The organism is Salipiger bermudensis (assembly GCF_020171625.1).
Classification (GTDB): Bacteria; Pseudomonadota; Alphaproteobacteria; order Rhodobacterales; family Rhodobacteraceae; genus Salipiger; species Salipiger bermudensis_B.
The window spans coordinates 18,476-39,375 of record NZ_JAIUZY010000012.1 but is presented as its reverse complement, the minus strand read 5'-3'; the positions used below and the strand labels follow the sequence as shown (position 1 = coordinate 39,375).

General features: G+C 69.3%; 18 protein-coding genes. 1 reads left to right on the top strand and 17 read right to left on the bottom strand.

Annotated elements, in window-relative coordinates:
* Positions 1 to 171: 171 nt before the first annotated feature.
* The 11 genes from LCM15_RS17860 to LCM15_RS17810 form a co-directional block, all read right to left on the bottom strand.
* Positions 172 to 1,773, bottom strand: coding sequence for a GMC family oxidoreductase (locus LCM15_RS17860; protein WP_224858805.1), 1,602 nt, complete (start codon positions 1,771 to 1,773; stop codon positions 172 to 174).
* Positions 1,770 to 2,615 (bottom strand): shikimate dehydrogenase family protein, encoded by an 846-nt coding sequence (locus LCM15_RS17855; RefSeq protein WP_224858803.1) that lies wholly within the window; start codon positions 2,613 to 2,615, stop codon positions 1,770 to 1,772. The genes LCM15_RS17860 and LCM15_RS17855 overlap by 4 nt, the downstream gene beginning before the upstream one ends.
* On the bottom strand, positions 2,612 to 2,863 hold the full coding sequence (locus tag LCM15_RS17850; RefSeq protein ID WP_224858801.1) for a hypothetical protein: 252 nt from the start codon (positions 2,861 to 2,863) through the stop codon (positions 2,612 to 2,614). The genes LCM15_RS17855 and LCM15_RS17850 overlap by 4 nt, the downstream gene beginning before the upstream one ends.
* 10 nt (positions 2,864 to 2,873) lie before the next feature.
* Complete coding sequence (gene fabG / locus LCM15_RS17845; RefSeq protein ID WP_224858799.1) at positions 2,874 to 3,671, bottom strand: 3-oxoacyl-ACP reductase FabG; 798 nt, start codon at positions 3,669 to 3,671, stop codon at positions 2,874 to 2,876.
* A 2-nt stretch (positions 3,672 to 3,673) separates the two neighbouring features.
* A complete protein-coding gene (locus LCM15_RS17840; protein WP_224858797.1) occupies positions 3,674 to 4,378 on the bottom strand; it encodes an ABC transporter ATP-binding protein in 705 nt (234 codons plus the stop codon).
* On the bottom strand, positions 4,371 to 6,170 hold the full coding sequence (locus LCM15_RS17835) for an ABC transporter permease subunit (protein ID WP_224858795.1): 1,800 nt from the start codon (positions 6,168 to 6,170) through the stop codon (positions 4,371 to 4,373). Before LCM15_RS17835 ends, LCM15_RS17840 begins: the two co-directional genes overlap by 8 nt.
* Positions 6,167 to 7,054, bottom strand: coding sequence for a branched-chain amino acid ABC transporter permease (locus LCM15_RS17830; RefSeq protein ID WP_224858793.1), 888 nt, complete (start codon positions 7,052 to 7,054; stop codon positions 6,167 to 6,169). Before LCM15_RS17830 ends, LCM15_RS17835 begins: the two co-directional genes overlap by 4 nt.
* A gap of 71 nt (positions 7,055 to 7,125) precedes the next feature.
* Complete coding sequence (locus LCM15_RS17825) at positions 7,126 to 8,322, bottom strand: ABC transporter substrate-binding protein (RefSeq protein WP_224858791.1); 1,197 nt, start codon at positions 8,320 to 8,322, stop codon at positions 7,126 to 7,128.
* Between the two features lie 44 nt (positions 8,323 to 8,366).
* Complete coding sequence (locus LCM15_RS17820) at positions 8,367 to 10,097, bottom strand: acetolactate synthase catalytic subunit (RefSeq protein ID WP_224858789.1); 1,731 nt, start codon at positions 10,095 to 10,097, stop codon at positions 8,367 to 8,369.
* A gap of 3 nt (positions 10,098 to 10,100) precedes the next feature.
* Positions 10,101 to 11,102 (bottom strand): NAD(P)H-quinone oxidoreductase, encoded by a 1,002-nt coding sequence (locus LCM15_RS17815; protein WP_224858787.1) that lies wholly within the window; start codon positions 11,100 to 11,102, stop codon positions 10,101 to 10,103.
* Positions 11,099 to 12,154: a zinc-dependent alcohol dehydrogenase gene (locus tag LCM15_RS17810; RefSeq protein ID WP_224858785.1), complete on the bottom strand. Its 1,056-nt coding sequence runs from the start codon at positions 12,152 to 12,154 to the stop codon at positions 11,099 to 11,101. The genes LCM15_RS17815 and LCM15_RS17810 overlap by 4 nt, the downstream gene beginning before the upstream one ends.
* Positions 12,155 to 12,173: 19 nt before the next feature.
* Here LCM15_RS17810 and LCM15_RS17805 point away from each other — a divergent pair, with 19 nt between their 5' ends.
* Positions 12,174 to 12,986, top strand: coding sequence for a GntR family transcriptional regulator (locus LCM15_RS17805; protein ID WP_224858783.1), 813 nt, complete (start codon positions 12,174 to 12,176; stop codon positions 12,984 to 12,986).
* 126 nt (positions 12,987 to 13,112) lie between these two features.
* On the opposite strand, the gene LCM15_RS17800 is transcribed toward LCM15_RS17805, so the two are convergent.
* The 6 genes from LCM15_RS17800 to LCM15_RS17775 form a co-directional block, all read right to left on the bottom strand.
* Complete coding sequence (locus LCM15_RS17800) at positions 13,113 to 14,585, bottom strand: NAD-dependent succinate-semialdehyde dehydrogenase (protein ID WP_224858782.1); 1,473 nt, start codon at positions 14,583 to 14,585, stop codon at positions 13,113 to 13,115.
* A 3-nt stretch (positions 14,586 to 14,588) separates the two neighbouring features.
* Complete coding sequence (locus LCM15_RS17795; RefSeq protein WP_224858781.1) at positions 14,589 to 15,632, bottom strand: tartrate dehydrogenase; 1,044 nt, start codon at positions 15,630 to 15,632, stop codon at positions 14,589 to 14,591.
* Positions 15,633 to 15,646: 14 nt separating this feature from the next.
* Positions 15,647 to 17,104, bottom strand: a complete 1,458-nt coding sequence (locus LCM15_RS17790) for an aldehyde dehydrogenase family protein (protein WP_224858780.1) — start codon at positions 17,102 to 17,104, stop codon at positions 15,647 to 15,649.
* Positions 17,105 to 17,213: 109 nt separating this feature from the next.
* Positions 17,214 to 18,593: an NAD(P)/FAD-dependent oxidoreductase gene (locus LCM15_RS17785; protein WP_224858779.1), complete on the bottom strand. Its 1,380-nt coding sequence runs from the start codon at positions 18,591 to 18,593 to the stop codon at positions 17,214 to 17,216.
* Positions 18,590 to 18,916, bottom strand: a complete 327-nt coding sequence (locus LCM15_RS17780; protein WP_224858778.1) for a (2Fe-2S)-binding protein — start codon at positions 18,914 to 18,916, stop codon at positions 18,590 to 18,592. The genes LCM15_RS17785 and LCM15_RS17780 overlap by 4 nt, the downstream gene beginning before the upstream one ends.
* Positions 18,913 to 20,898, bottom strand: coding sequence for a hydantoinase B/oxoprolinase family protein (locus LCM15_RS17775; RefSeq protein ID WP_224858777.1), 1,986 nt, complete (start codon positions 20,896 to 20,898; stop codon positions 18,913 to 18,915). The genes LCM15_RS17780 and LCM15_RS17775 overlap by 4 nt, the downstream gene beginning before the upstream one ends.
* Between the last annotated feature and the right edge of the window lie 2 nt (positions 20,899 to 20,900).

The window sequence follows — 20,900 nt, the reverse complement described above, 5'->3', positions numbered from 1 at the left end:
CCGATGCGAAGCGCTGACACCCGCAGGGATCAACACGAGTCCCATTCTTCGGATGTTGTGGTGCGCTGCCGCCCCTGCCCTCGCAGGTCGTGGGAGTGGCGGTTCAAGTGGCGCGCGCACATACGAGCAGCCTAAGGCAGGACGTCAGCAAAGGCAGGGCGAATTGCCAGTTTACTGTGCCGCACTGAGGATGAAATCCGCGCCGCGCTCGGCCAGCATGAAGACCGCCGCCTGGGCATTGCCCGAGACCTGCGTCGGCATCACCGAAGCGTCGATCACCCGCAGCCCCTCGACCCCGCGCAGCCGCATCTGCGGATCGACCACCGCGCCCTCATCGCTTCCCATCCGGCAGGTGCCCGCCGCGTGGTAGATCGTCTGGCCGTTCTGCCGTGCAAAGGCCAGCCAGTCCTCACGGGTGCTGCACCCCGGCCCCGGTGACATCTCGTGATCGCGCCAGTCGTCCATCGGCGCGGCCTCGATGATCCGGCGCCCCTCGATCATGCCGTCGATCATCACCCGCCGGTCCTCTGCGGTGGCGAGGAAGTTCGGGCGGATCTCGGGCTGGTCCTCGATGCGCGGAGAGCCTGCGTGAATCGATCCCCGGCTTTCCGGCCGCAGCTGGGTGACCCCGAGCGTCATGCCGGGCGCGCGCTCGAGCTTGCGCTCGGCGGCGTTGGCATAACTTGCGTGCATGAAGAAGAACTGCACATCCGGCCCGGCAAGCCCCTCGCGGGTGCGGATGAAGCCGTGCGCAAGGCCAGTGCCGTAGGTCAGGATGCCGCGCCGGAACAGCAGGTAGCGCAGCACTTCGCGGGCGAGCTGCGGGCCGCGGCTGAGCTGGTTGAGCGTTTCGGGGCGGCGCACCCGCCAGTTCAGGCGGGTGCAGAAATGGTCCGAGTAGTTCTCGCCGACCTGCGGCGCCGCCACCCGGGTCTCGATTCCGAGGCGCGACAGCCGCTCCGGGTCGCCGATGCCCGACAGCTCGAGCAGATGCGGGCTCTGCACCGCGCCGGCGCTCAGGATCACCTCGCGACGGGCGGTCAGGACACGCTCGCCATCAGCGCCCTGCACGCGGACACCGCTGGCGCGACGCTCCGTGATCTCGATCTTCGTCACCCGCAGCCCGGTGCGGATCTCGAGGTTCGGGCGGGTGCGCACGGGCGCGAGATAGGCGGCATAGGCGCTCGCGCGGCGGCCGTTCTTCTGGTTCACCTGATACCAGCCGACCCCGTCCTGACGGCAGCCATTGTAATCGGGGTTGCGCGGATGACCCGACGCCTCGGCGGCGGACAGGAAGGCCTCGCCGATGGCCGGGCGCTCCTGCACCTCGCAGAGATCGAGCCGGCCCTCGCGGCCACGGGCGCCGTCGGTATCGGGGCCGGCATAGCGCTCGAGCCGGCGGAACACCGGCTCGACCGCATCCCAGCCCCAGCCGGTGCAGCCCGACTGGGCCCAGCCGTCGTAATCCTGCGGCTGGCCGCGGACGTAGATCATGCCGTTGATCAGCGTCGAGCCGCCAAGCCCCTTGCCGCGAGGAATGGCGATCTCGCGATTGCCGGTGGCAGGCTCGGGGGTCGACTGGAACCGCCAGTTGAACTTGGGGTTGGTGAGCAGCTTGTAAAAGCCGGCCGGGATCGGGATCCACGGGCTGAGCGGACGCGGCCCGGCCTCAATCAACAGCACGCGGTTGCGCGGATCCTCCGAGAGCCGGTTTGCCAGCACGCAGCCGGCGGTGCCGCCGCCGACGATGATGTAATCGAACGCCTCGCTCATCGCGCCGCCCCGGTCGCCGCGGCGGCGTTCAGCGCCTCGCCCGGGATGGCGCCCATGTGCCGGGCCATCAGTTCGATCTGGCAGCGCAGCATCGGCAGGCCCGGATGGCAGCGCGCGCCCCGCGCGGCGGCCTCGGCGAGGAGCGGCGTCACCTCTGGCTCCATGATCGCCTCGGCGACGATCTGGCCCGCGTGCAACCCCTCCGGGGAGAGCGGCAGCGGATCTCCCGCCCGCAGCCCCAGAGAGGTGGCGTTGGCGACGATGTCATAGCCGCCCGGATCGGCGATACTGCTGCACCCCTCGGCGCGGCAGCCCGGATAGGCCGCCGAGACCCTCTGCGCGAGATCGTCGGCCTTGGAGGCGGTGCGGTTGAGGATCGTCAGCGCCGCGGCCCCAGCCTCCGCCAGAGCAAAGGCGATGGCCGAGGCCGCGCCCCCTGCCCCGGCGAGCAGGACCCGCGCGCCGCCCGGATCGATCCCGGCCTGACGCAGCCCCTCGACAAAACCGATGCCGTCGAGCATCGCCCCGATCATGCGCCCGTCCTCGTCACGGCGCACGCAGTTCACCGCGCCGATGCGGGCGGCATCTCCCTCGACGGCGTCGCACAGATCCAGCATTGCGGGCTTGTGCGGCACCGTGGCGATGAACCCGCCGAAGTTGCGCATCGCCCGCAGCCCGTCGAGCGCCTGCGGCAGTTGCTCGGGGCTCACGTGCATCGGCACGAGGACGCCGTCGACCCCGTGGCGGGCAAAAACCTCGGCCATGACCTGCGGGGTTTTCACATGGGCAATCGGATCGGCGAGGATCCCGTAAAGGCGGGTATGACCGGTGATCTGGGTCATGGCAGCGTGCAGGCCGTCTTGATCGTGGTGTGGAACGCGCGCGCCGCGTCGCCCGGGCCTCTGCGGCCTGCGACCGGCTCGTGGTCATCGACGCCCGCGGCCGGGAGAAATACTCTCACCCGACCCGCCCCGGCATCGGCGCGGAACCGCGGGGCCTGCGTGCAGGTTCCCGCGGGCAGGCCGATCCCGGTGTTCTCCTCGCGCGCGTGGCCGGTCTGCGCGCCGCCGATGAAATTCATGAAGCTCATGCCGGTCCTTTCAGGTCATGGAGAGGCCGCCGGCGACGTCGATCGTCTGGCCGGTGACAAAGCTCGATTCCGGGGAGGTCAGCCAGAGCGCCGTGTCGGCCACCTCGGCGGGCTCGCCCAGCCGGCCGAGCGGCGTGCGGCGCACCTCGGCCTCGTTCAGCTCGGGCGCCACTCCCGCCACCATCGGCGTGGCGATCCGCCCCGGTGCCAGCGCGTTCACCCGGATGCCGTGCGGGCCGAGCTCGCCCGCGAGGTGCTTGGTGAAGCCGATGATCGCAGACTTGGTCGCGGCGTAGTGGCAGGCGACGATGGGAAAGTAGGTCTTGCCCGCCACCGAGGAGGTGTTGACGATCCACCCCCGCCCGGCCTCGACCATCGCAGGCGTCAGCGCACGGATGCAGTTGAACGAGCCGGTGAGGTTCACATCGACCACCCGGCGCCATTCCTCCGGGTCCATCTCCCAGACCTTGTGGGCCACGCCCGCGTGCTTGGGCGAAATCCCGGCATTGTTGATCAGTGTGTCGAAGGCGCCGCCGATCTCTGCCTCGGCCTGCGCGATGGCCCGCGACAGGCTGGCGTAATCGCTGACGTCTCCGGTCATCGCGATGCCGGTGCCGGGCAGGCCCGCGACTGCCGCCGCGACTTCGGTGGCGTCGATGTCGAGCACCCCCACGGTGGCGCCGCGCCGGGCAAAGGCCTCGGCCATGGCCAGCCCGATGCCCTTGGCCGCGCCTGTGACCAGTACCCTTCGTCCGGCATGGCTGTCCCGCGTCTCGTGATGCGCGGGGGTCGTCTCGCGGTGTGTCATCGTCATATTCCCAGATAGGCCTGTCGAACGTGGTCGTTCTGCAGCAGCGCATCGGCGTCGTCCGTCAGCACCATGCGCCCGTTCTCGAGCACGTAGCCGCGATCCGCAGCCTTGAGCGTGTGGAACACATTCTGCTCCACGATCAGCACCGTGGTGCCGGTGGCGGCCACCTGCGCGATGACCTCGAAGACCTGCGACACGATGATCGGCGCGAGCCCCAGCGAGGGCTCGTCGAACATCAGGATCTTGGGCCGCGCCATCATTCCACGCGCGATCGCCACCATCTGCTGCTCGCCGCCCGAGAGCGACGAGGCGTGCTGGTCAAGCCGCTCGCGCAGTCGCGGGAACAGTTCGAGCACCTCGTGCAGCGTGTCGTCCTGATAATCGCGTGCGTGGCGGCAATAGGCCCCCATCAACAGGTTGTCGCGCACCGTCATGTCCGGAAAAAGCTGCCGGCCCTCGGGGATCAGGGTGATGCCCCGATCCACGGTGTCATGCGCCTCGAGCTTGGTGATGTCCTTGCCCTCGAAGGTGATCGCGCCGGTGCGCGGCTTCACCAGCCCCGAGATGGTGCGCAGAAGCGTGGTCTTGCCGGCGCCGTTGGCGCCCACGATGGTGACCACCTCGCCCGGCTCGACATGCAGCGAGATGTCCTGCAGGATCACCGTCGAGCCGTAGCCCGCATCGACATTCTTGACCTCAAGCATGGGTGAACTCCTTCCCGAGATAGGCCTCGATCACCTGCGGGTCCCGCACCACCTTCTGCGGGTCGCCCTGGGCGATGATCTGGCCGGAGTTGATGACGATCACGCGATCCGAGAGCGACATCACCGCCTGCATCACGTGCTCGATGGCGATGATGCTGACGCCGGTGTCGCGGATCGACAGCATCAGGTCCACGGCGCGGCGCACGTCGGTCTGGTTGATGCCCGCCATGACCTCATCAAGCAGCAGGATGCGCGGCTCCATTGCCATGACCCGCGCCACCTCGAGCCGCTTCAGGCCGCCGATGGTCAGGCTTGCGGCCTCGGCGTTGAGATATGGACCAAGGCCCATCCGGTGCGCCGTCTCGCGCGCCGCCTCGCGGGCGTCGCCCACATGCGGGTGGCGATGGAAGGCGCCGACCATGATGTTTTCCTCGACCGTCATCGCCGCGAAGGGCTGAACGATCTGGAACGTCCGCCCGACCCCAAGCGTGGCGAAATCCGCCGGCGTCGCCGGCTCCTGCCACTCCCCCGAGGGCGAGAGCACCGACACCCGGCCCTGATCGGGCTTGAGGAAGCCCGAGAGCATGTTGAACACCGTGGTCTTGCCGGCGCCGTTCGGCCCGATCACCCCGAGGATCTCGCCCTCGCGCAGGGTGAAGCCCACGTCGTTGGTCACGTGAAGGCCGCCGAAATGCTTCTGCAGCCCCTCGACCCGCATCACCTCGCGGCCCGGCTCATGCGGCACCGCCGAGCGCGGCGCGGCGGCGACCGGTGCGGCCTGCTCGCCCTCGGTCTTCTCCGAGCTCGAGGTGAAGCGATGCACCACGCCCATGATGCCGTTGGGCAGGAACAGCACCACCAGCATCAGCACCACGCCGTAGACAAAGCCGTGCAGGCCGATCGCCTCTGAGCCGAGCGCGCCGCGTGCGAACTCGGTGATCGGCACCAGAAGAACGGCGCCAAGCAGCGGCCCCCAGACGGTGCCGATGCCGCCGATCAGGGCGAACATGGCGATCTGGATCGAGAACTGCAGCGAGAACATCGACTCCGGCTCGATGAAGGTCAGGTACATCGCGTGGAACGTGCCCACCATCGCGGACAGCGCCGCCGAGACACTCACCGCCATCAGCCGGACCTTGACGGTGCCGACGCCCGCCGCCTTGGCCGCGCTCTCGCGCTCGCGGGTGGCCACGAGGTAGAAGCCAAGCCGGTGCGAGCGGATCGCCCAGGCCACGGCGAGGCAGACCAGCAGCATCCCGAAGGCGATCAGCAGCGCCGGGAAGCGCTCGCGGAAGACCATCCACTCCCAGCCGATATTGAGCTGGATCATCAGCCCCGTTGCGCCGCCTGTCAGGTCGCGGAAATGCAGGGCGAGGACGCGGAACACTTCGAGGAAGGCGATGGTGGCGAGGGCAAAGAACGGCCCGTGCAGGCGGAAGCAGGGCCACGACACCACGATCGCCGCGACCACCGCCACGGCGGCGCCTGCGAACATGCCGAACCACGGCGAGATGCCGAAATTGACGAGGATCACACCGGCATAGCCGCCGATGCCGTAAAAGATCGCGTGCCCGAGCGAGAGCTGGCCGGCATAGCCGCCGACGATGTTCCACGCGGTCGACAGGGCAGCGAAGATGCAGATGGTGATGAAGATGTGGTAGACGAACTCGTCTCCCACCGCGACGGGCACCGCGATCAGGCCGGCCAGCAGCACGGCCACCGCGATCAGGCCCAGTTTCTGGGCGGAGAGGCCTCCGCCGGAGGCTTGGGTCATGGAGGTCGTCTCGGTCATGGCGATACGTGGCTCTGGGTCATGCGGGTCCCGAACAGGCCCGACGGTTTCAGGATGAGGATCAGCAGGAAGATGGTGAACACCACCGCCTCGCGCAGGTCGGAACCGATGTAGAAGCCCGACAGTGCATCCACGAGGCCGATCACCAGCGCTCCGAAGAAGGCGCCCGGGATCGAGCCCAGCCCGCCCAGCACCACGCACACGAAGGCGATCAGCACGAAGTAGGTGCCGATGGTCGGCGAGGTCGGGTAGAGCGGCGCGATCAGCGACGAGCCGAGGCCCACGCAGGCGGCGCCGAGGCCGAATGTCAGGACGTAGATGAACTTGTCGTTGATCCCCATCAGCCGGGCCGCGGCGCGGTTCTGCGCCGTGGCGCGGATGGCGCGGCCGGTGCGGGTCTTCTTCATGAAGAGCTGCAGGGCGATGACGAGCAGGATTGCCGCGCCGAACACCCAGAGCTGCCCGGTCAGGATGCGCACCTCGCCCAGCATCACCTGGCTGCGCACTCCGTGCGCCGGGGTGTTGGCGATATCGGCGCCGAACACCAGCAGCGCGAGGTTCATCAGTGCCGTCGACAGGCCCACCGTGGCGAAGATCTGGACGTGCTCGTCGCGCGCCGACATCAGCGGCTGGATCAGCAGACGCTGGGTCAGCGCCCCCAGCACGAACAGCGCCGGCGCCACCGCCGCCGCGGTCAGGTAGGGGTGCACGTCCAGGCCCGTGCTCAGCAGGAAGGTCAGGTACATCCCGACCATGAGGAACTCGCCGTGGGCGAAGTTGATCACCTTGACGATGCCGAAGATCAGGGTGAGCCCCACCGCCACGATGGCGAAGAGCCCGCCGAGCATCAGCCCGTTGGCGACAATCTGAAGAAAGGTGTCCATGTCTCGCGCGTCTCCGGAAAAAGGTCATGCCGGGCCGCGACGCGAAACGCGCGCGGCCCGGCCCGGTGGCGTCAGTCGCCGATCTGGAACTCGGCCACGGCAGCGTCGCGCGGGTAGACGGTGACGAGCTTGCCGCCCTGCCACTGCATCCCCATCATCATCGCGCGGTCATTCTGGTTCTGCTCGCCGAAATGCACGCCGTAGCCCGCCGCGGTCTCGCCCGACGGGATGTCGATGGCCTTCACCGCCGCGACGATCTGGTCGGGCTCGAACCCCTCCCCCGCATCGATGCCCTCGAGCACCGCCATCGCGCCCACGTAGTTGTTCAGCGAATGGCCCGAGCGCGGATCCTCGCCGTACTTGTCCTGATAGGCGGCGAGGAACGCCTCAAGGCCCGGGGTGAACTCGGTATTCACCGCGTACTGGGTGAAATCGACATCCAGAACGCCCTCCATCAGCTCGCCCACCGCCTCTTCGGTTGCGGTCAGCGAGTAGCCGCCACCGCCGCCGATGATGGCATCGGGTTCGAACCCGGCCTCGGCCGACTGGTTCAGGAACAGCACGGAATCGTTCTGGTACGAGGTCTGCAGCACGATGTTCACGCCGCGATCCTTCAGATCGAGCACCAGCGAGGACATGTCCACGGTCGAGCTGGGATAGCCCTGCACGGTGACGATGTTCAGGCCCTTCTCGGCACCGTACTCTTCCTGATGGCCAGCCACCGAGGTGCCGTAGGCGCTGTCCTCGTGGATCACGCCGATCACCAGGTCAGAGGCCTCGACACCAAGTCCCGGCGCGATCTCGTCGAGGATCATGTCGATGCTCATGATGCCCATGGTCTCGGCGGTCGGGTTGGTGCGGAAGAGGTACTGCAGATTGCGCCCCGTCACCTCGTCGGCCACCGCGCCAAGCTCGAAATACGGGATCCCCGAAAGCTCGGCCACCTGGCTCGCCGCGATCGAGCGGGACGAGGAATAGGTGCCGAGGATCGCCTTCACGCCCTCGCGGCTGATCAGCCGGCGGGCCTCGCCGATGGCCTGGTTGTTGTCGACCGCGTCGCCGCGCACCAGCTCGATCTGCTCGCCCTGGATGCCGCCGGCGGCGTTGATCTCCTCGACCGCCAGTTCGACGCCGCGGAAACTCTCTTCGCCCAGCAGCGCGAGGCCTCCCGAGAACGGGTAGAGCGCGCCGAACTTCACATCGGCCTGCGCCGCACCGGCGAGCAGCGCCGAAACCGCGGTGGCGGTAAGCAATGTCTTCAGTGTCATGGTCTTCCTCCCTGATGTCGGGCCCTCCAGCCCGGTTCGGACGCTCAGTAGTCGAGCGCCTCCTTGCCTTGAAAAACGGTAATCGGCGGGTGCGCCTTCTCGTCGGTGATCACGTCGATCACGGTGACCTCCGCCTTGCCGAGCGCCTCCTCCAGCGCCGGCAGGAACTGCTCGGGCGTCTCCACCCGGATGCCTTCGCAGCCCACGGCGCGGGCGATCGCGGCATGATCGACAGCGGTGAAATGCACCACGTCGGTGTAATCCCCGAAGAGGCTCAGCTCGGCGTGCTTCTGGTAGCCGAGGATCTGATTGTTGAGCACGATCACCACCACCGGCAGCTTCATGCGCCGCGCAGTCTCGAGCTCGCCCCAGACGTGACCGAAGCCGCCATCGCCGGTGAGGCACACCACCGGGGCCTCGGGTCGTGCCGCCTTGGCGCCGAGCGCGAAGGGCAACCCCCAGCCCAGCCCCGCCAGACCGCGCGGGGTCAGGAAGCGCTGGCCGGCGCGGCGGGCGGTCAGACCGTTGGCAATCCAGATCGACGAATAGCTCGCATCGGCCACCGTCACCGCGTCATCGGGCAGCACCGTGTCGAGATCGCGCATCAGCCGCTCGGGCCGGATCGGGGCCGCGTCCCAGTCGATCAGGCTGTCGATCTCGCGCTCATGCGCCGCGCGGCCCTCCGCGATGCGGGTCTCGAGGCCCGGCCGCCGGGTGAGGATCGCCGAGAGGTCCTGCGCCTCGAGCGCGTCGCAGAGCTGGGTCAGCACCAGCCGCGCGTCGCCCTTGAGCCGCAGCGCCTCGTAGTTGCGCCCGATCTCGCCGCCATCGATGTCGATATGGATATAGCGCGCGCCCTCGGGATAGAGCGACCAGCTGTCGGTGCCGTTCTGGTTGGTGCGATTGCCGATCAGCAGCACCACGTCGGCCTCCGCGACCAGTTCGCGCTGATGCGCGGCGCGGGCGCCCGGTGCCATGAAGTAGCCGACCACGCCGAGCGACAGCGGATGCGTCTCGGCCACCGTGCCCTTGCCCATCACCGTGGTCGCCACCGGCAGACCCAGCTCCTGCAGGCGTCCCAGCGCCTCGACGGCCTGCGAGCCGTGCACGCCGCCGCCGGCGATCACCACCGGGCGCTTTGCGCCGGCGAGCAGCGTCGCCGCCTCGCTCACACGGGCCGGGTCGGCCCCCATCCGGTCGAGCGGCCAGTGCCCGAGATCGGCCTGCCGGCGCGGCGCGTCGGGGGCCAGCTCCGGACGCTCGTCGAGCACGTCGAGCGGTACCAGCAGCACCGCCGGACCGGGCCGACCGGAGGCGGCGGCGGTGAAGGCCATGTCGATATAGTCGTCGATGCGCTCGACATCCGCGACCCGGCGCACCCATTTCGAGACCCCGCCGAACAGCGCCACATGGTCCATCTCCTGAAAGGCGTTCTTGTCGGTGAACTTGCGATGCACGTCCTGCACGATGGCGACGACCGGCACCGATGCCTTGAGCGCCTCCGCCAGCCCCGGCACCAGCAGCGTTGCCGCCGGACCGTTTTGTGCCGTCACCACCGGCACCCGGCCCGACACCCGCGCATAGGCATCTGCCATCGCGGCACCGCCGTTCTCGGTGCGATAGCCGACCTGGCGGATGCCGTAATGCGGCGCGGCCAGGATCAGGGCCGACGGCAGCGACTGCCCGAAGATCTCGGTCACGCCGTGCCGTGAGAGGGCGGCGGCCATGACGTGCGCGCCGGTGAGATTGGCTGTGGGATGGTCCATGACGGTCATGGCTCAGGCCTCCGGTTTCATGAGAAGAACGATCTTTCCGACATGCGCACTGCTATCCATGCGGGCATGGGCCTTGGCGACATCGGCGAGGGGAAAGGTGGAATCGACCGGCGGGCGGACCGCGCCGCTGGCCAGAAGCGGCACCACGTGCTCGGTCAGCGCGCGGGCGAGCCGCGCCTTCATCTCGACCGGACGGGCGCGCAGCGTAGAGGCGGTGAGGGTGCCGCGCTTCATCAGAAGCGGCAGCAGGTCGAGCTCGGCCTTGCTTCCCTGCTGGAAGGCGATCTGTGCGATCCGGCCATCCGCGGCGAGCAACTCGATATTGCGCTGCATGTAGGGGCCGCCCACCATGTCGAGGATCACGTCCGGCCCCCGGCCATCGGTCAGCGCCCGCGTCTCGGCAACGAAGTCCTGCGTGCGGTAGTTGATCGCGTGATCGGCGCCGAGCGCCTGCGCGGCGGCGCATTTCTCGTCGCTGCCGGCGGTGACGATGACGGTCGAGCCAAGCGCCTTGGCCAGCAGGATCGCCGTGGTGCCGATGCCCGAGGTGCCGCCATGGATCAGCAGCGTCTCGCCGGGCTGAAGCGCCGCGCGTTCGAAGACGTTGGACCAGACCGTGAAGAAGGTCTCGGGCACCGCCCCGGCCTCGGCCATGCTCATGCCGTCGGGGACCGGGATCGCGATCGGCGCATCTAGCAGCGCCCAGTCGGCATAGGCGCCGGAATGCACCAGCCCCATCACCCGGTCGCCGATGGCAAAGCCCTCGACGCCCTCGCCAATCCCCGCCACCACGCCGGCAAGTTCGAGCCCGAAGACATCCGTAGCCCCCGGCGGCGGCGGGTAATTGCCCTGCCGCTGCATCACGTCGGGCCGGTTGATACCCGCGGCGTGAACCTCGATCAGCAGCTGGCCGGGGCCGGGCACGGGGCGCGGGATCTCGGTCACCCGCAGGACCTCGGGGCCGCCTGCCCCGTCGGCGATCACGGCGCGCGTCGTTTCGGTCATGTGGTCTGTCCTTCCAAGGGTTCCGGGTGCAACAGCACCTTCATCGCCGCGCCGTCCCGGGCGAGGGCGAAGGCCTCTTCGCCCCGGCTGAGCGGCAGGGTGTGGGTGATGAGATGCGCCAGCGCATCGCCGCGCCGCTCGAGCAGCGCGACCGCTTCGGCAAAGGCGCGGGGCGTGGTGTCATGGGCACCGCGCAACTGTTTTTTCTCGCGCACGAGGCGCGACAGATCGATCTCGCAGGGGGTGGCATGGATCCCTGCTGCCACGAAGATGCCTTCCGGGCGCAGCGCCCGAAGCCCCTGCCCCACCGAGGCCGCGACACCGGTGGCCTCGATCACCCGGTCGCAGCGGCCCTCGAAGGCGGCCTCTAGCGCCACATCCAGAGGCGTTTCGGCCAGATCCACCACCGCCTCGAGGCCCATCTGACGCGCAATTCCCAGCCGCGCCGCGTCGTGCAGGCCCGCCAGCAGCACCCGCGCACCGCGCTCCTGCGCCACGAATGCACAGGCCAGCCCGATCGGACCCGGCCCGAGCACCAACACGCGATCGCCTGCCGAAACCTCAGCCACGTCGACCGCGTTCACCGCGATCGAAAGCGGCTCGGCCAGCGCGGCGCGCTCGAAGCCGATGCCCTCGGGCAGCCGGTGCAGCACGGTTTCGGGCACCCGCACGCGCTCGGCGAAGCCGCCGTCGCGATGCAGCCCGACGATCTGCCGCGCCTCGCAGGCCGATGGGCGGCCCTGCCGGCAGCCCTCGCACCGGCCGCAGGTCAGGGTCGGCGAACACACCACCCGGTCCCCGACGGCGATCCGGCTCACGTCGTCACCGCAGGCGGTGACCGTCCCGGCAAACTCGTGACCGAGGGTCAGCGGCAGCAGGGGCTCCATGAAGCCATAGCTCGGGTCCCAGGCGACCGCGTGCAGGTCGCTGCCGCAGATCCCTGCGGCCTGCACCGCCACCTCGACCTCGCCGCGACCCGGACGCGGGCCGCAGAAGCTGGTCGAGACGAGGCTCACACCTGTCCCGGCACGTGTCTTGCGCAACGCAAGCATCGGTTATGATCTCCTCCAGATGTCCCGTATTCTCCCGATACGGGCGGCCGGAAACTATGTCTGGCCAACGACTCGGTTATATTTTATTTGTTATAACAGTAAAGCCGAAAAATCTCATCGGCACTCGGACGGCGCAGGCAGAGGGCGGAATATGTCAGATTTATCAAACGATTGGGCCAAACCTATCGAACGCGAGAACCTGAGTGACCGCGCCTATACGACGATTCGAAACGCCCTGATGCGCGGGCAACTGGCACCCGGCGAGCGGCTAAGGCTGCGGCCGCTGTCGCAACGGTTCGGCATCTCGCTCACACCGATGCGCGAGGCGCTGCTGCGGCTGGTCTTCGAGCGCGCCATGGCCTTTGACGAGCGCGGCACCGTCTACGTGCCCTCGCTCAGCCTCGAGCAGTTGCTGGAAATCCGCAGCATTCGGATGGACCTTGAAGGAAAATCGGCCGCTGCCGCGGCCCGCCGCATCAGCGCCGCCGAGATTCAGGAACTGGAAGACATCCAGTCGGGAATCTCGGACTGCCACGCGCGCCAATCCTTCGCGGACGCGGTGCACCTGAACACCGAGTTCCACCTCACGCTCTGCCGCGCCGGGCACCTGCCGATCACCTATGACCTGGTCGAGAACCTGTGGGTGCGCTGCGGCCCGATCCTGTCGCATCTCTATGACGCAGGCGTGCCCGCCGACTGGCAGCCGCATCCGCATGAACGCATCATCGAAGCCCTGAAAGGCGGCGATGCCGAGGCGGCAGAAGCGGGAATCCGGTTCGATATCGAGATGGGCGGGCAGGGTCTGCTGGAGCACGTTTCGAGGAACGACTGAGCCGCATCACCCGTCCGGAGCCTCGCCGCGCGGGCCGACTTCGCAGACTGCCTGCGATGCGCGCGCAAGAGAGACTGCGCGCGCCGCGTGATCCACGGGCAGCGCGCGCAGGTGTTGTCGACGGGGTCAGAGACCCGCGAAGTGGAAGGCCTTGGTCTCGAGGTACTCCTCGATGCCCTCCTGAGCGCCCTCGCGCCCGAGGCCCGAGGATTTCACCCCTCCGAAGGGCGCCTCGGCATGGCTCACCAGGCCGGTGTTGAGCCCCACCAGCCCGGCCTCGAGCGCCTCGCCGAAGCGGAAGGCGCGGGCCATGTCGGTGGTGTAGAAATAGGCCGCGAGTCCGAACGGCGTGCCGTTGGCGACCTTCAGCGCCTCTTCCTCGGTGTCGAACCGGAAGATCGGCGCCACCGGGCCGAAGGTTTCTTCGCTGGCCAGCCGCATCTCGAGCGTCGCACCGGTCAGCACCACCGGGTCGGCGAACTGTGCGGGCAGATCGCGGGCGGCGGTGGCGCGCGTCGCGCCCTTGGCCAGCGCATCCTCGACATGGGCCGAGATCTTCTCGATCGCGGCGGCATTGATCATCGGCCCGATCTGGGCCCCGGCCTCGGTGCCGACCGCGACCTTGAGCGCATCGACCCGCGCCGCCAGCGCGGCGACGAAGGCATCATGGATGCCCGACTGGACGAGGATGCGGTTGGCGCAGACGCAGGTCTGGCCGCCATTGCGGAACTTGGAGGCCATCGCGCCCTCGACCGCGGCGTCGAGATCGGCGTCGTCGAAGACGATGAAGGGCGCGTTGCCGCCGAGTTCGAGGCTCATCCTCTTCAGCGTCGGCGCGCATTGCTCGGCCAGCAGCGCCCCCACCCGGGTCGAGCCGGTGAAGCTCAGCTTGCGCACCACCGGCGACGCGGTCAGCGTTGCGCCGATCTCTTCCGGGCGGCCCGTGAGCATGTTGAGCACGCCCTTGGGAATGCCCGCCCGCTCGGCCAGCACGCAGAGTGCCAGCGCCGAGTAAGGCGTGAAGTCCGAGGGTTTGATCACCATGGTGCAGCCCGCGGCCAGCCCTGGGGCCACCTTGCGGGTGATCATCGCGATCGGGAAGTTCCACGGCGTGATGATGGCGCAGACGCCCACCGGCTCCTTCATCGCGAAGATCTTCTTGCCCGGCACCGGGCTCGGGATGATGTGGCCGTTGATGCGGCGGGCCTCCTCGGCGAACCAGCGCACGAAGGAGGCGCCGTAGGAGATCTCGCCCTTGGCCTCGGCCACCGGCTTGCCCTGCTCGGCGGTGAGGATCAGCGCAAGGTCGTCGGCGTGATCGAGCATGAGCTGGTACCACGCCATCAGCAGGTCGGCGCGCTCGGCGTGGGTCTTCTTCTTCCAGTCGACCATCGCGGCCTCAGCCGCGGCGATGGCCTGCGTTGTCTCCTCGGCGGTGCAGTCGGGCATGTGGCCCAGAACGCCGCCGGTCGCGGGGTTGGAGACCGCCATGTCGGCCCGGTCGATCCACGCGCCGTCGATCAGGGCGGCTTCGCGGAACAGGTCGGGATCGGACAGGCTGTCGCGGATGTCGGTGGCGAATGTGCTGTGCAGGGTCATGTCTCAGGCCTCCAGAGCGGCGATGACGGCCGCGGTGATCTCTTGCGTGCTGCTCGCGCCCGGACGGCTGCCGATGCCCGTCGCGGTCGCCGCCTCGATGGCGGCCAGAACCTCGGCTGCGGCCTCGGCCTCGCCCAGATGTTCGAGCATCTGGGCCACCGACCAGATCGCGGCGATCGGGTTGGCGATGTTCTTCCCTGCGATGTCTGGGGCCGAGCCGTGCACCGGCTCGAACATCGACGGCGCCGAGCGGTCGGGGTTGATGTTGGCCGAGGCGGCAAAGCCCAGCCCGCCCTGAATGGCGGCCCCGAGATCGGTGAGGATGTCGCCGAAGAGGTTCGACGCCACGACCACGTCAAGATCCTGCGGCGCCATAACCATCTTGGCGGCCATGGCATCGATATGCATGTGGCTGACGGTCACGTCGGGATACTCGGCAGCCAGTTCGCGGGTCACCTCGTCCCAGAACACCATCGAGTATTTCTGCGCGTTCGATTTGGTCACGCTGGTCAGGTGCTTGCGGCGGGCTCGGGCCTGCTCGAAGCCGAAGCGCAGGATGCGCTCGACACCCGCGCGGGTGAAGACCGAGGTCTCGACCGCCACCTCGTTGTCCTTGCCCTCGTGCACCCGACCGCCGGCGCCGGAATACTCGCCTTCGGTGTTCTCGCGGATGCACAGGATGTCGAACCCCTCGGCCTTGAGCGGGCCTTCGACCCCGGCCAGCAGGCGGTGCGGGCGGATATTGGCATATTGGTTGAACGCCTTGCGGATCGGCAGCAGCAGCCCGTGCAGCGACACCGAGTCCGGCACCGTTTCGGGCCAGCCGACCGCGCCGAGATAGATCGCATCGAAGCCGCGCAGGGTCTCGATGCCGTCGGCGGGCATCATCGTGCCGTGCTCGAGATAGTACTCGCACGACCACGGGAAGCGCGTGGTCTCGACGTCGAAGCGGCCCTTTGCGACAGCGGCCAGCACCTCCATGGCGGCATCGGTCACGTCGGTACCGATCCCGTCGCCGGGGATCAGGGCAAGAGTGTAGGTGGTCATCGGTCAGTCCCGGTTCAGAGGTCGATCAGCACGGACTTGGTCCGGCGGTTGGCGAGAAAGGCCTCGCGGCCCAGATCCTTGCCCAGCCCCGAGGCCTTCCAGCCCCCGGTCGGCAGGATGTGGTCGCGCGTGCGACCGTAGCGATTGACCCAGACGGTGCCGGCCTCGAGCCGCCGCGTCAGGCGAAGCGCGCGGCTGAGATCGCGGGTGAAGAGCCCGGCGGCAAGGCCGTAGGTCTGGTGCGCGGCAAGCGCCATCGCCTCGTCCTCGTCCCCGTCCTTGAAGGTCTGGAAGGTGGCGACCGGGCCGAAGATCTCCTGCGTCACGGCGGGGCTGTCCTGCGTGACGTTGGTGATCAGCGTCGGCTGGTAGAAGCTGCCCTCTCGATCGAAGGCCGCGCCGCCGCAGAGCAGCTCGGCGCCCTGCCCCACCGCCGCCTGCACGATGCCGTCGATGCGCTGCAGCTGCCCGGCGGAGATGATCGGCGAGAACCCGGCCTCGGGGGCCAGCGTGTCCTCGGGGCGGTACTTGGCAAAGCGCGCGGCAAGACGCTCGGCCAGCGGCCCGGCGATGCTCTCCTCGACGAGGATGCGCGAGCCGGCGACGCAGAACTGCCCGGCATTGGGCATGATGCCCCGGTCCAGACACTCCGCCGCGAGATCGAGATCGGCATCGGCGAACACCACCATCGGGCTCTTGCCGCCAAGCTCGAGCGTCATCGGCTTGATGCCGGTGCGGGCGATGTTCTCCATGATCGCGGCCCCGGCGCGGGTCGAGCCGGTGAACGAGACCTTGTCGATCTGCGGGTGACCGGTGATCGCGGTGCCGGTGGTGGGGCCGTCGCCCAGCACGATGTTGATCAGGCCGGCGGGAATGCCCGCGCGCACCGACAGCTCCGCCATGTAGAGCGTGCTGTAGGGGGTCATCTCCGAGGGCTTGAGCACCACCGCGTTGCCCGCTGCCAGCGCCGGCCCGAGCTTCCAGCCCGCCATCGACATCGGGAAGTTCCACGGCGTGATCGCGCCGATGACGCCGTAGGGTTCGTCGGCGATGAAGCCGAAGGCGCTGTCGGCGGTCGGCACGAGATCACCGCCTTCCTTGTCGGCGAACTCGGCAAAGAAGCGGATCTGCTCGGCGGTGACCATGACGTCGCCGGTTTTGGCCTGCGCCAGCGGACGCGACGAGCAGATCGCCTCGAGATAGGCGAGATGATCGGCCTCGGCTTCGATCAGGTCGGCCCAGGCGTGCATGGCCCGGACCCGCTCGCGCGGAGCGATGCCGCCCCAGTTCGACGCCTCCCGCGCCGCGCGCGCCGCCTGCACCGCCTCATCGACCAGCGCCGCATCGGCGCGGGGGATCGCCCCGATCCGCTGCCCGGTGGAGGGCGAGAAGACGTCGATCTCGGCGGGGGCGGTCACGGTGCGACCCGCGATGAAATGTCCCGCCGGAAGCGGGGCGTCGAAGCCGGGCATGGGCTACTCCTGTCGTTGCTTGCAATCACCTTCGGACAAGGCACCCGGACAAAGCTGCCGAATGCCGCGCGGCAGCAGAATTCTCTGCGGGATGCGCGTGGCTGGCAGTTTAATCTGCCTCACCCGCGCATTGTCCAGTCGCCTCGCTCAGCCACGCCCCGATGGGGGCCGGACGCGCCGGCGCCTGCGCCCTGAGCCGCCCGACCTCGGAGGGCGGGCGCCCCGATGCCGCGGCGATGATCTCGGCCCCGGCAAGCTGGCAGTAGCGCCCCTGACAGCGCCCCATGCCGACCCGACCCAGCGATTTCGCCCGGTTGGCCTCGGGTCCCGAGAGCGGCAGCGTGGCGCGCAGCTCACCGGCCCGCACGCCTTCGCAGCGGCAGACCACGGTGTCATCGGGCAGCGCCCCGACCGCCTCGGCGGGCCACGGAAAGGCGCGCGCCATGGCCTCGGCAAAGCGGCGCATCCGCGCCAGCCGGCGCAACAGGGGCGCGGGGTCGGGATGCGGCAGGCGCAGATCCTGAAGGCAGGCAATGGCGGCGACCTGACCGGCAAGCTCGGCACCATCCGCCCCGAGAATGCGCAGCCCGTCCCCGGCGAGATAGAGCCCCTCCCCGGCGCGCCCCAGCGTGTCCGCCCGCGGCAGCCACTGGTGAAACGCCCGGTCCCAGTCAAAGCGGGCGCCCGCGATGTCGGCCAGCGTGCCATCGGCGCGCAGGTGCCAACCGAGCCCGACCATGTCGCAGCGCGTCTCGTGGCTGCGCCCTCGGGCGTCGCGCCAGAGGATCGCGGTGGGGCCGCTGTCGTCGGTCTCGATGCGCTCGAGCGTCACACCGGCATGATAGACCCGGCCCAGCCCCGCGCGCAGGCGAAGCCCGCGCAACGTCACCAGCGGGCGCGCCAGCGCCATGCCGACGCCGCCGGCGAGCTGCCCGCGCCACGGCGCGGTGTCGAGCACCGCCGCCACCTGCGCGCCCGCGGCCTGAAGCTGCGAAGCCAGCAGGGTGAGCAGCGGGCCAGTCCCGGCCAGCACGATGCGCCGGCCAAGCGCCACGCCCTGCGTCTTGAGCGCGATCTGCGCCGCTCCGAGCGAATAGACGCCGCCCGCCTGCCAGCCCGGCACGGGGGCCAGCCGGTCGGTCGCGCCGGTGGCGAGGATCAGCCGGTCATGGCGGATCTGCTCCCGCGCCTCGCCCAGCACATGCGCAACCCCGTCGCGCAGCGCGAGAACCGAGCGTCCGGGAAGGTGGGTGATGCGGCCCGCGGCCACCAGCGCATCGAAGGTGCCATGCAGGGCGCGGGCCTTGGCCGCCTCGGAGCCGTAGAGCGTCTCCGGCGGACGTGTGAAGCCCTCCGGCGGGCGGCGGTAGATCTGGCCACCGGCCCGCGCGGCCTCGTCCACAACGACCGGGTGCAGGCCGGCCCCGGCGAGGGTCTCTGCGGCACGGATGCCCGCCGGCCCTGCGCCCACGATCAGAACCCGGCTCATGCCAGGCTCTCCGGCCACGACGCGGGAGCGGCGCTCAGCAGTCGCATTCCTTGGGCAAGCGGGGTCGAGCAGGCCCGCAGGCGCGGCCCCTCTTCCTGCCAGAGCCAACAGTCCTGGCAGGCCCCCATCAGGCAGAACCCGGACCGCGCCTCGGGGCCGAACTCGGCCGTGCGCAGGGCGCCGCGCGACAACAGGATCGCGGTCAGCACCGTGTCGCCCTCGAGCCCGGTCAGCGCCTCCCCGTCGAAGGTGAACCCGACCGGCGCGCGGGCGGTCTCGGCCAGCCGGACAAGCCGGCCCGTGGGCATCCCGGCTGAACTCATTCCGCCGCCTCGGCGAAGGCCTGCGGGCGCGGCAATTCGGGGAAGCGCGCGCAGGTCGCCTCGAAGGCGGCCTCGACCGCCGCCGCACCGGTGCCATCGAGCCTGCGGAAGATCTCGGTCTTGGTGAAGAACCGCCAGTGGATCGGCAGGCCGGCAAGGATCTCGGTGAGCCGGTCATAGGCCTCGTCGGTCCAGCGCGCCTCGTAGCCCTCGCGCTCGGGGCCATAGTGGAAGAACGCCTCCGAGGGCGCCGGCATCGCCGCGCGCGCGGCCTTGGTCGCGGCCTCGTCGACCGCGCCGTCCTTGAGGATCACGCCGTAATCGCGCTCTGCCGCCTCCGCCGACACATAGCCCCGCGCCACATCGCGGGCGACCCGCCACGGCTCGCGCTCGGCCGGATTGCCGCGCCCGCCACCGCCGGCGGAGCGCACCTCGAGCACGTCGCCGGGCTGCAGGATGGCGGTGTCCTTCGAGCCCATGCGGCGCTCGTCGGGGGTGCCGGGATTGACCACCATGTCCGCGAGCCCCGCCGCCCGGCCGCCATCGGTGCCCCAGGGCCGGAAGAAGCTGCGGTCGCGGTTGCGCGCGGTGATGCGGCTGTCGGGGGTGAAGACGCGGAATGCCATCTCGGTGGCCAGACCGCCGCGCCAGCGCCCGGCGCCGCCGGTGTCCCGGGCCAGCCCGTATTTCACGAACTCCACCGGCACCTCGGTCTCGGTGATCTCGATCGGCGTGTTCTTGAGATAGGCCGCATCGGCGCCCGAGCCGTTGGTGCCGTCGCGATGAGGCATCCCGCCGCCGCCACCCACCACCGGGTTGACCGCTGCGATCACCGTGCGCTGCGAGCGCTCGTCGCGGGTCATCACGTTGACGATGCAGTTGTTGCCGGCGGGGGCGGCGGGCATCCGGTCGGGCACAGCCTGCACGAAGGCCCCGAAGATCACCGAGCGCAGCCGCGCGCAGGTCAGCGAGCGCATCCCCACCGCTGCCGGGGCGACCGGGTTCAGCACCGTGCCTTCCGGCGCGATGCAGGTGAACGGCTGCGTCAGCCCGGTGTTGAGCAGGATGCGGGGGTTGAGCGTGTAGAGCACGTAATACACCCCCACCAGCAGGATGGTGTGGCGCGGATCGCCGCCCGAGGGGACGTTCAGGGAGGAGGCGAGCTGCGGGTCCGACCCGGTGAAATCGAGGATCGCCTCGTCGCCGCGGATCTTCAGCGTGAGCTTCAGCCGGCACGGGTTGGCCTCGTCGCTGTCCTCGTCGGCATAGTCGGCAAACACGTAGTCGCCGTCGGGGATCTCCGACAGGATGGCGCGCGCCTGCGCCTCGGCCTGCGCCTTCAGTGCGGCCACGCCGCTGACGAAGCCCTGCTTACCGAAGCGCTCGATCATCGCGTGCACCTTGCGCTCGCCGGTGTTGAGTGCACCGACCAGCGCCTTGATGTCGCCGATGTTGAGGGCGGGCTTGCGCACGTTGGTCGACATGATCTGCATGATCTGCTCGTCGAACACGCCCTCGCGCACCAGCTTCATCGGCGGAAAGCGAAGGCCCTCCTGGTGGATCTCGGTCAGCGAGCGCGACAGCGAGGCGGGCACGGCGCCGCCCATGTCGGTGTTGTGGATGTGCCCGCCGGTCCACGCGACGATCTCGTCATCGGCGAAGACCGGCTTCCACAGGTGGGTGTCGGGGGCGTGGGTGGCCACGTGGCCCGAATAGGGATCGTTGGTGAAGGCCACGTCGCCGGGACGGTAGTCGTCGACCATGTCGATCGCCCGGCCATAGGTCAGCCCGGGATACCATGTCGCGCCCAGCTCCATCGGCACGGCGAAGGTGTCGCCGGTGCGGTCCATCAGCATGACCGTGAAGTCCTGGGTTTCCTTCACGAAGGCGGAATGCGCGGTGCGGTGCAGGGTGTGGGCCATGTTCTCGGCCGCCGCGCGGGCGTGGTTGGCGAGCACCTGGAGGGTCATCTTGTCGAACATGG

What these genes read in the sequence shown, in the direction of transcription:
- LCM15_RS17860 (WP_224858805.1), bottom strand. Translation starts at nt 1,773, where the DNA reads ATGAGCGAGGCGTTCGATTACATCATCGTCGGCGGCGGCACCGCCGGC.
- LCM15_RS17855 (WP_224858803.1), bottom strand. Translation starts at nt 2,615, where the DNA reads ATGACCCAGATCACCGGTCATACCCGCCTTTACGGGATCCTCGCCGAT.
- LCM15_RS17850 (WP_224858801.1), bottom strand. Translation starts at nt 2,863, where the DNA reads ATGAGCTTCATGAATTTCATCGGCGGCGCGCAGACCGGCCACGCGCGC.
- fabG (WP_224858799.1), bottom strand. Translation starts at nt 3,671, where the DNA reads ATGACACACCGCGAGACGACCCCCGCGCATCACGAGACGCGGGACAGC.
- LCM15_RS17840 (WP_224858797.1), bottom strand. Translation starts at nt 4,378, where the DNA reads ATGCTTGAGGTCAAGAATGTCGATGCGGGCTACGGCTCGACGGTGATC.
- LCM15_RS17835 (WP_224858795.1), bottom strand. Translation starts at nt 6,170, where the DNA reads ATGACCGAGACGACCTCCATGACCCAAGCCTCCGGCGGAGGCCTCTCC.
- LCM15_RS17830 (WP_224858793.1), bottom strand. Translation starts at nt 7,054, where the DNA reads ATGGACACCTTTCTTCAGATTGTCGCCAACGGGCTGATGCTCGGCGGG.
- LCM15_RS17825 (WP_224858791.1), bottom strand. Translation starts at nt 8,322, where the DNA reads ATGACACTGAAGACATTGCTTACCGCCACCGCGGTTTCGGCGCTGCTC.
- LCM15_RS17820 (WP_224858789.1), bottom strand. Translation starts at nt 10,097, where the DNA reads ATGACCGTCATGGACCATCCCACAGCCAATCTCACCGGCGCGCACGTC.
- LCM15_RS17815 (WP_224858787.1), bottom strand. Translation starts at nt 11,102, where the DNA reads ATGACCGAAACGACGCGCGCCGTGATCGCCGACGGGGCAGGCGGCCCC.
- LCM15_RS17810 (WP_224858785.1), bottom strand. Translation starts at nt 12,154, where the DNA reads ATGCTTGCGTTGCGCAAGACACGTGCCGGGACAGGTGTGAGCCTCGTC.
- LCM15_RS17805 (WP_224858783.1), top strand. Translation starts at nt 12,174, where the DNA reads ATGTCCCGTATTCTCCCGATACGGGCGGCCGGAAACTATGTCTGGCCA.
- LCM15_RS17800 (WP_224858782.1), bottom strand. Translation starts at nt 14,585, where the DNA reads ATGACCCTGCACAGCACATTCGCCACCGACATCCGCGACAGCCTGTCC.
- LCM15_RS17795 (WP_224858781.1), bottom strand. Translation starts at nt 15,632, where the DNA reads ATGACCACCTACACTCTTGCCCTGATCCCCGGCGACGGGATCGGTACC.
- LCM15_RS17790 (WP_224858780.1), bottom strand. Translation starts at nt 17,104, where the DNA reads ATGCCCGGCTTCGACGCCCCGCTTCCGGCGGGACATTTCATCGCGGGT.
- LCM15_RS17785 (WP_224858779.1), bottom strand. Translation starts at nt 18,593, where the DNA reads ATGAGCCGGGTTCTGATCGTGGGCGCAGGGCCGGCGGGCATCCGTGCC.
- LCM15_RS17780 (WP_224858778.1), bottom strand. Translation starts at nt 18,916, where the DNA reads ATGAGTTCAGCCGGGATGCCCACGGGCCGGCTTGTCCGGCTGGCCGAG.
- LCM15_RS17775 (WP_224858777.1), bottom strand. Translation starts at nt 20,898, where the DNA reads ATGTTCGACAAGATGACCCTCCAGGTGCTCGCCAACCACGCCCGCGCG.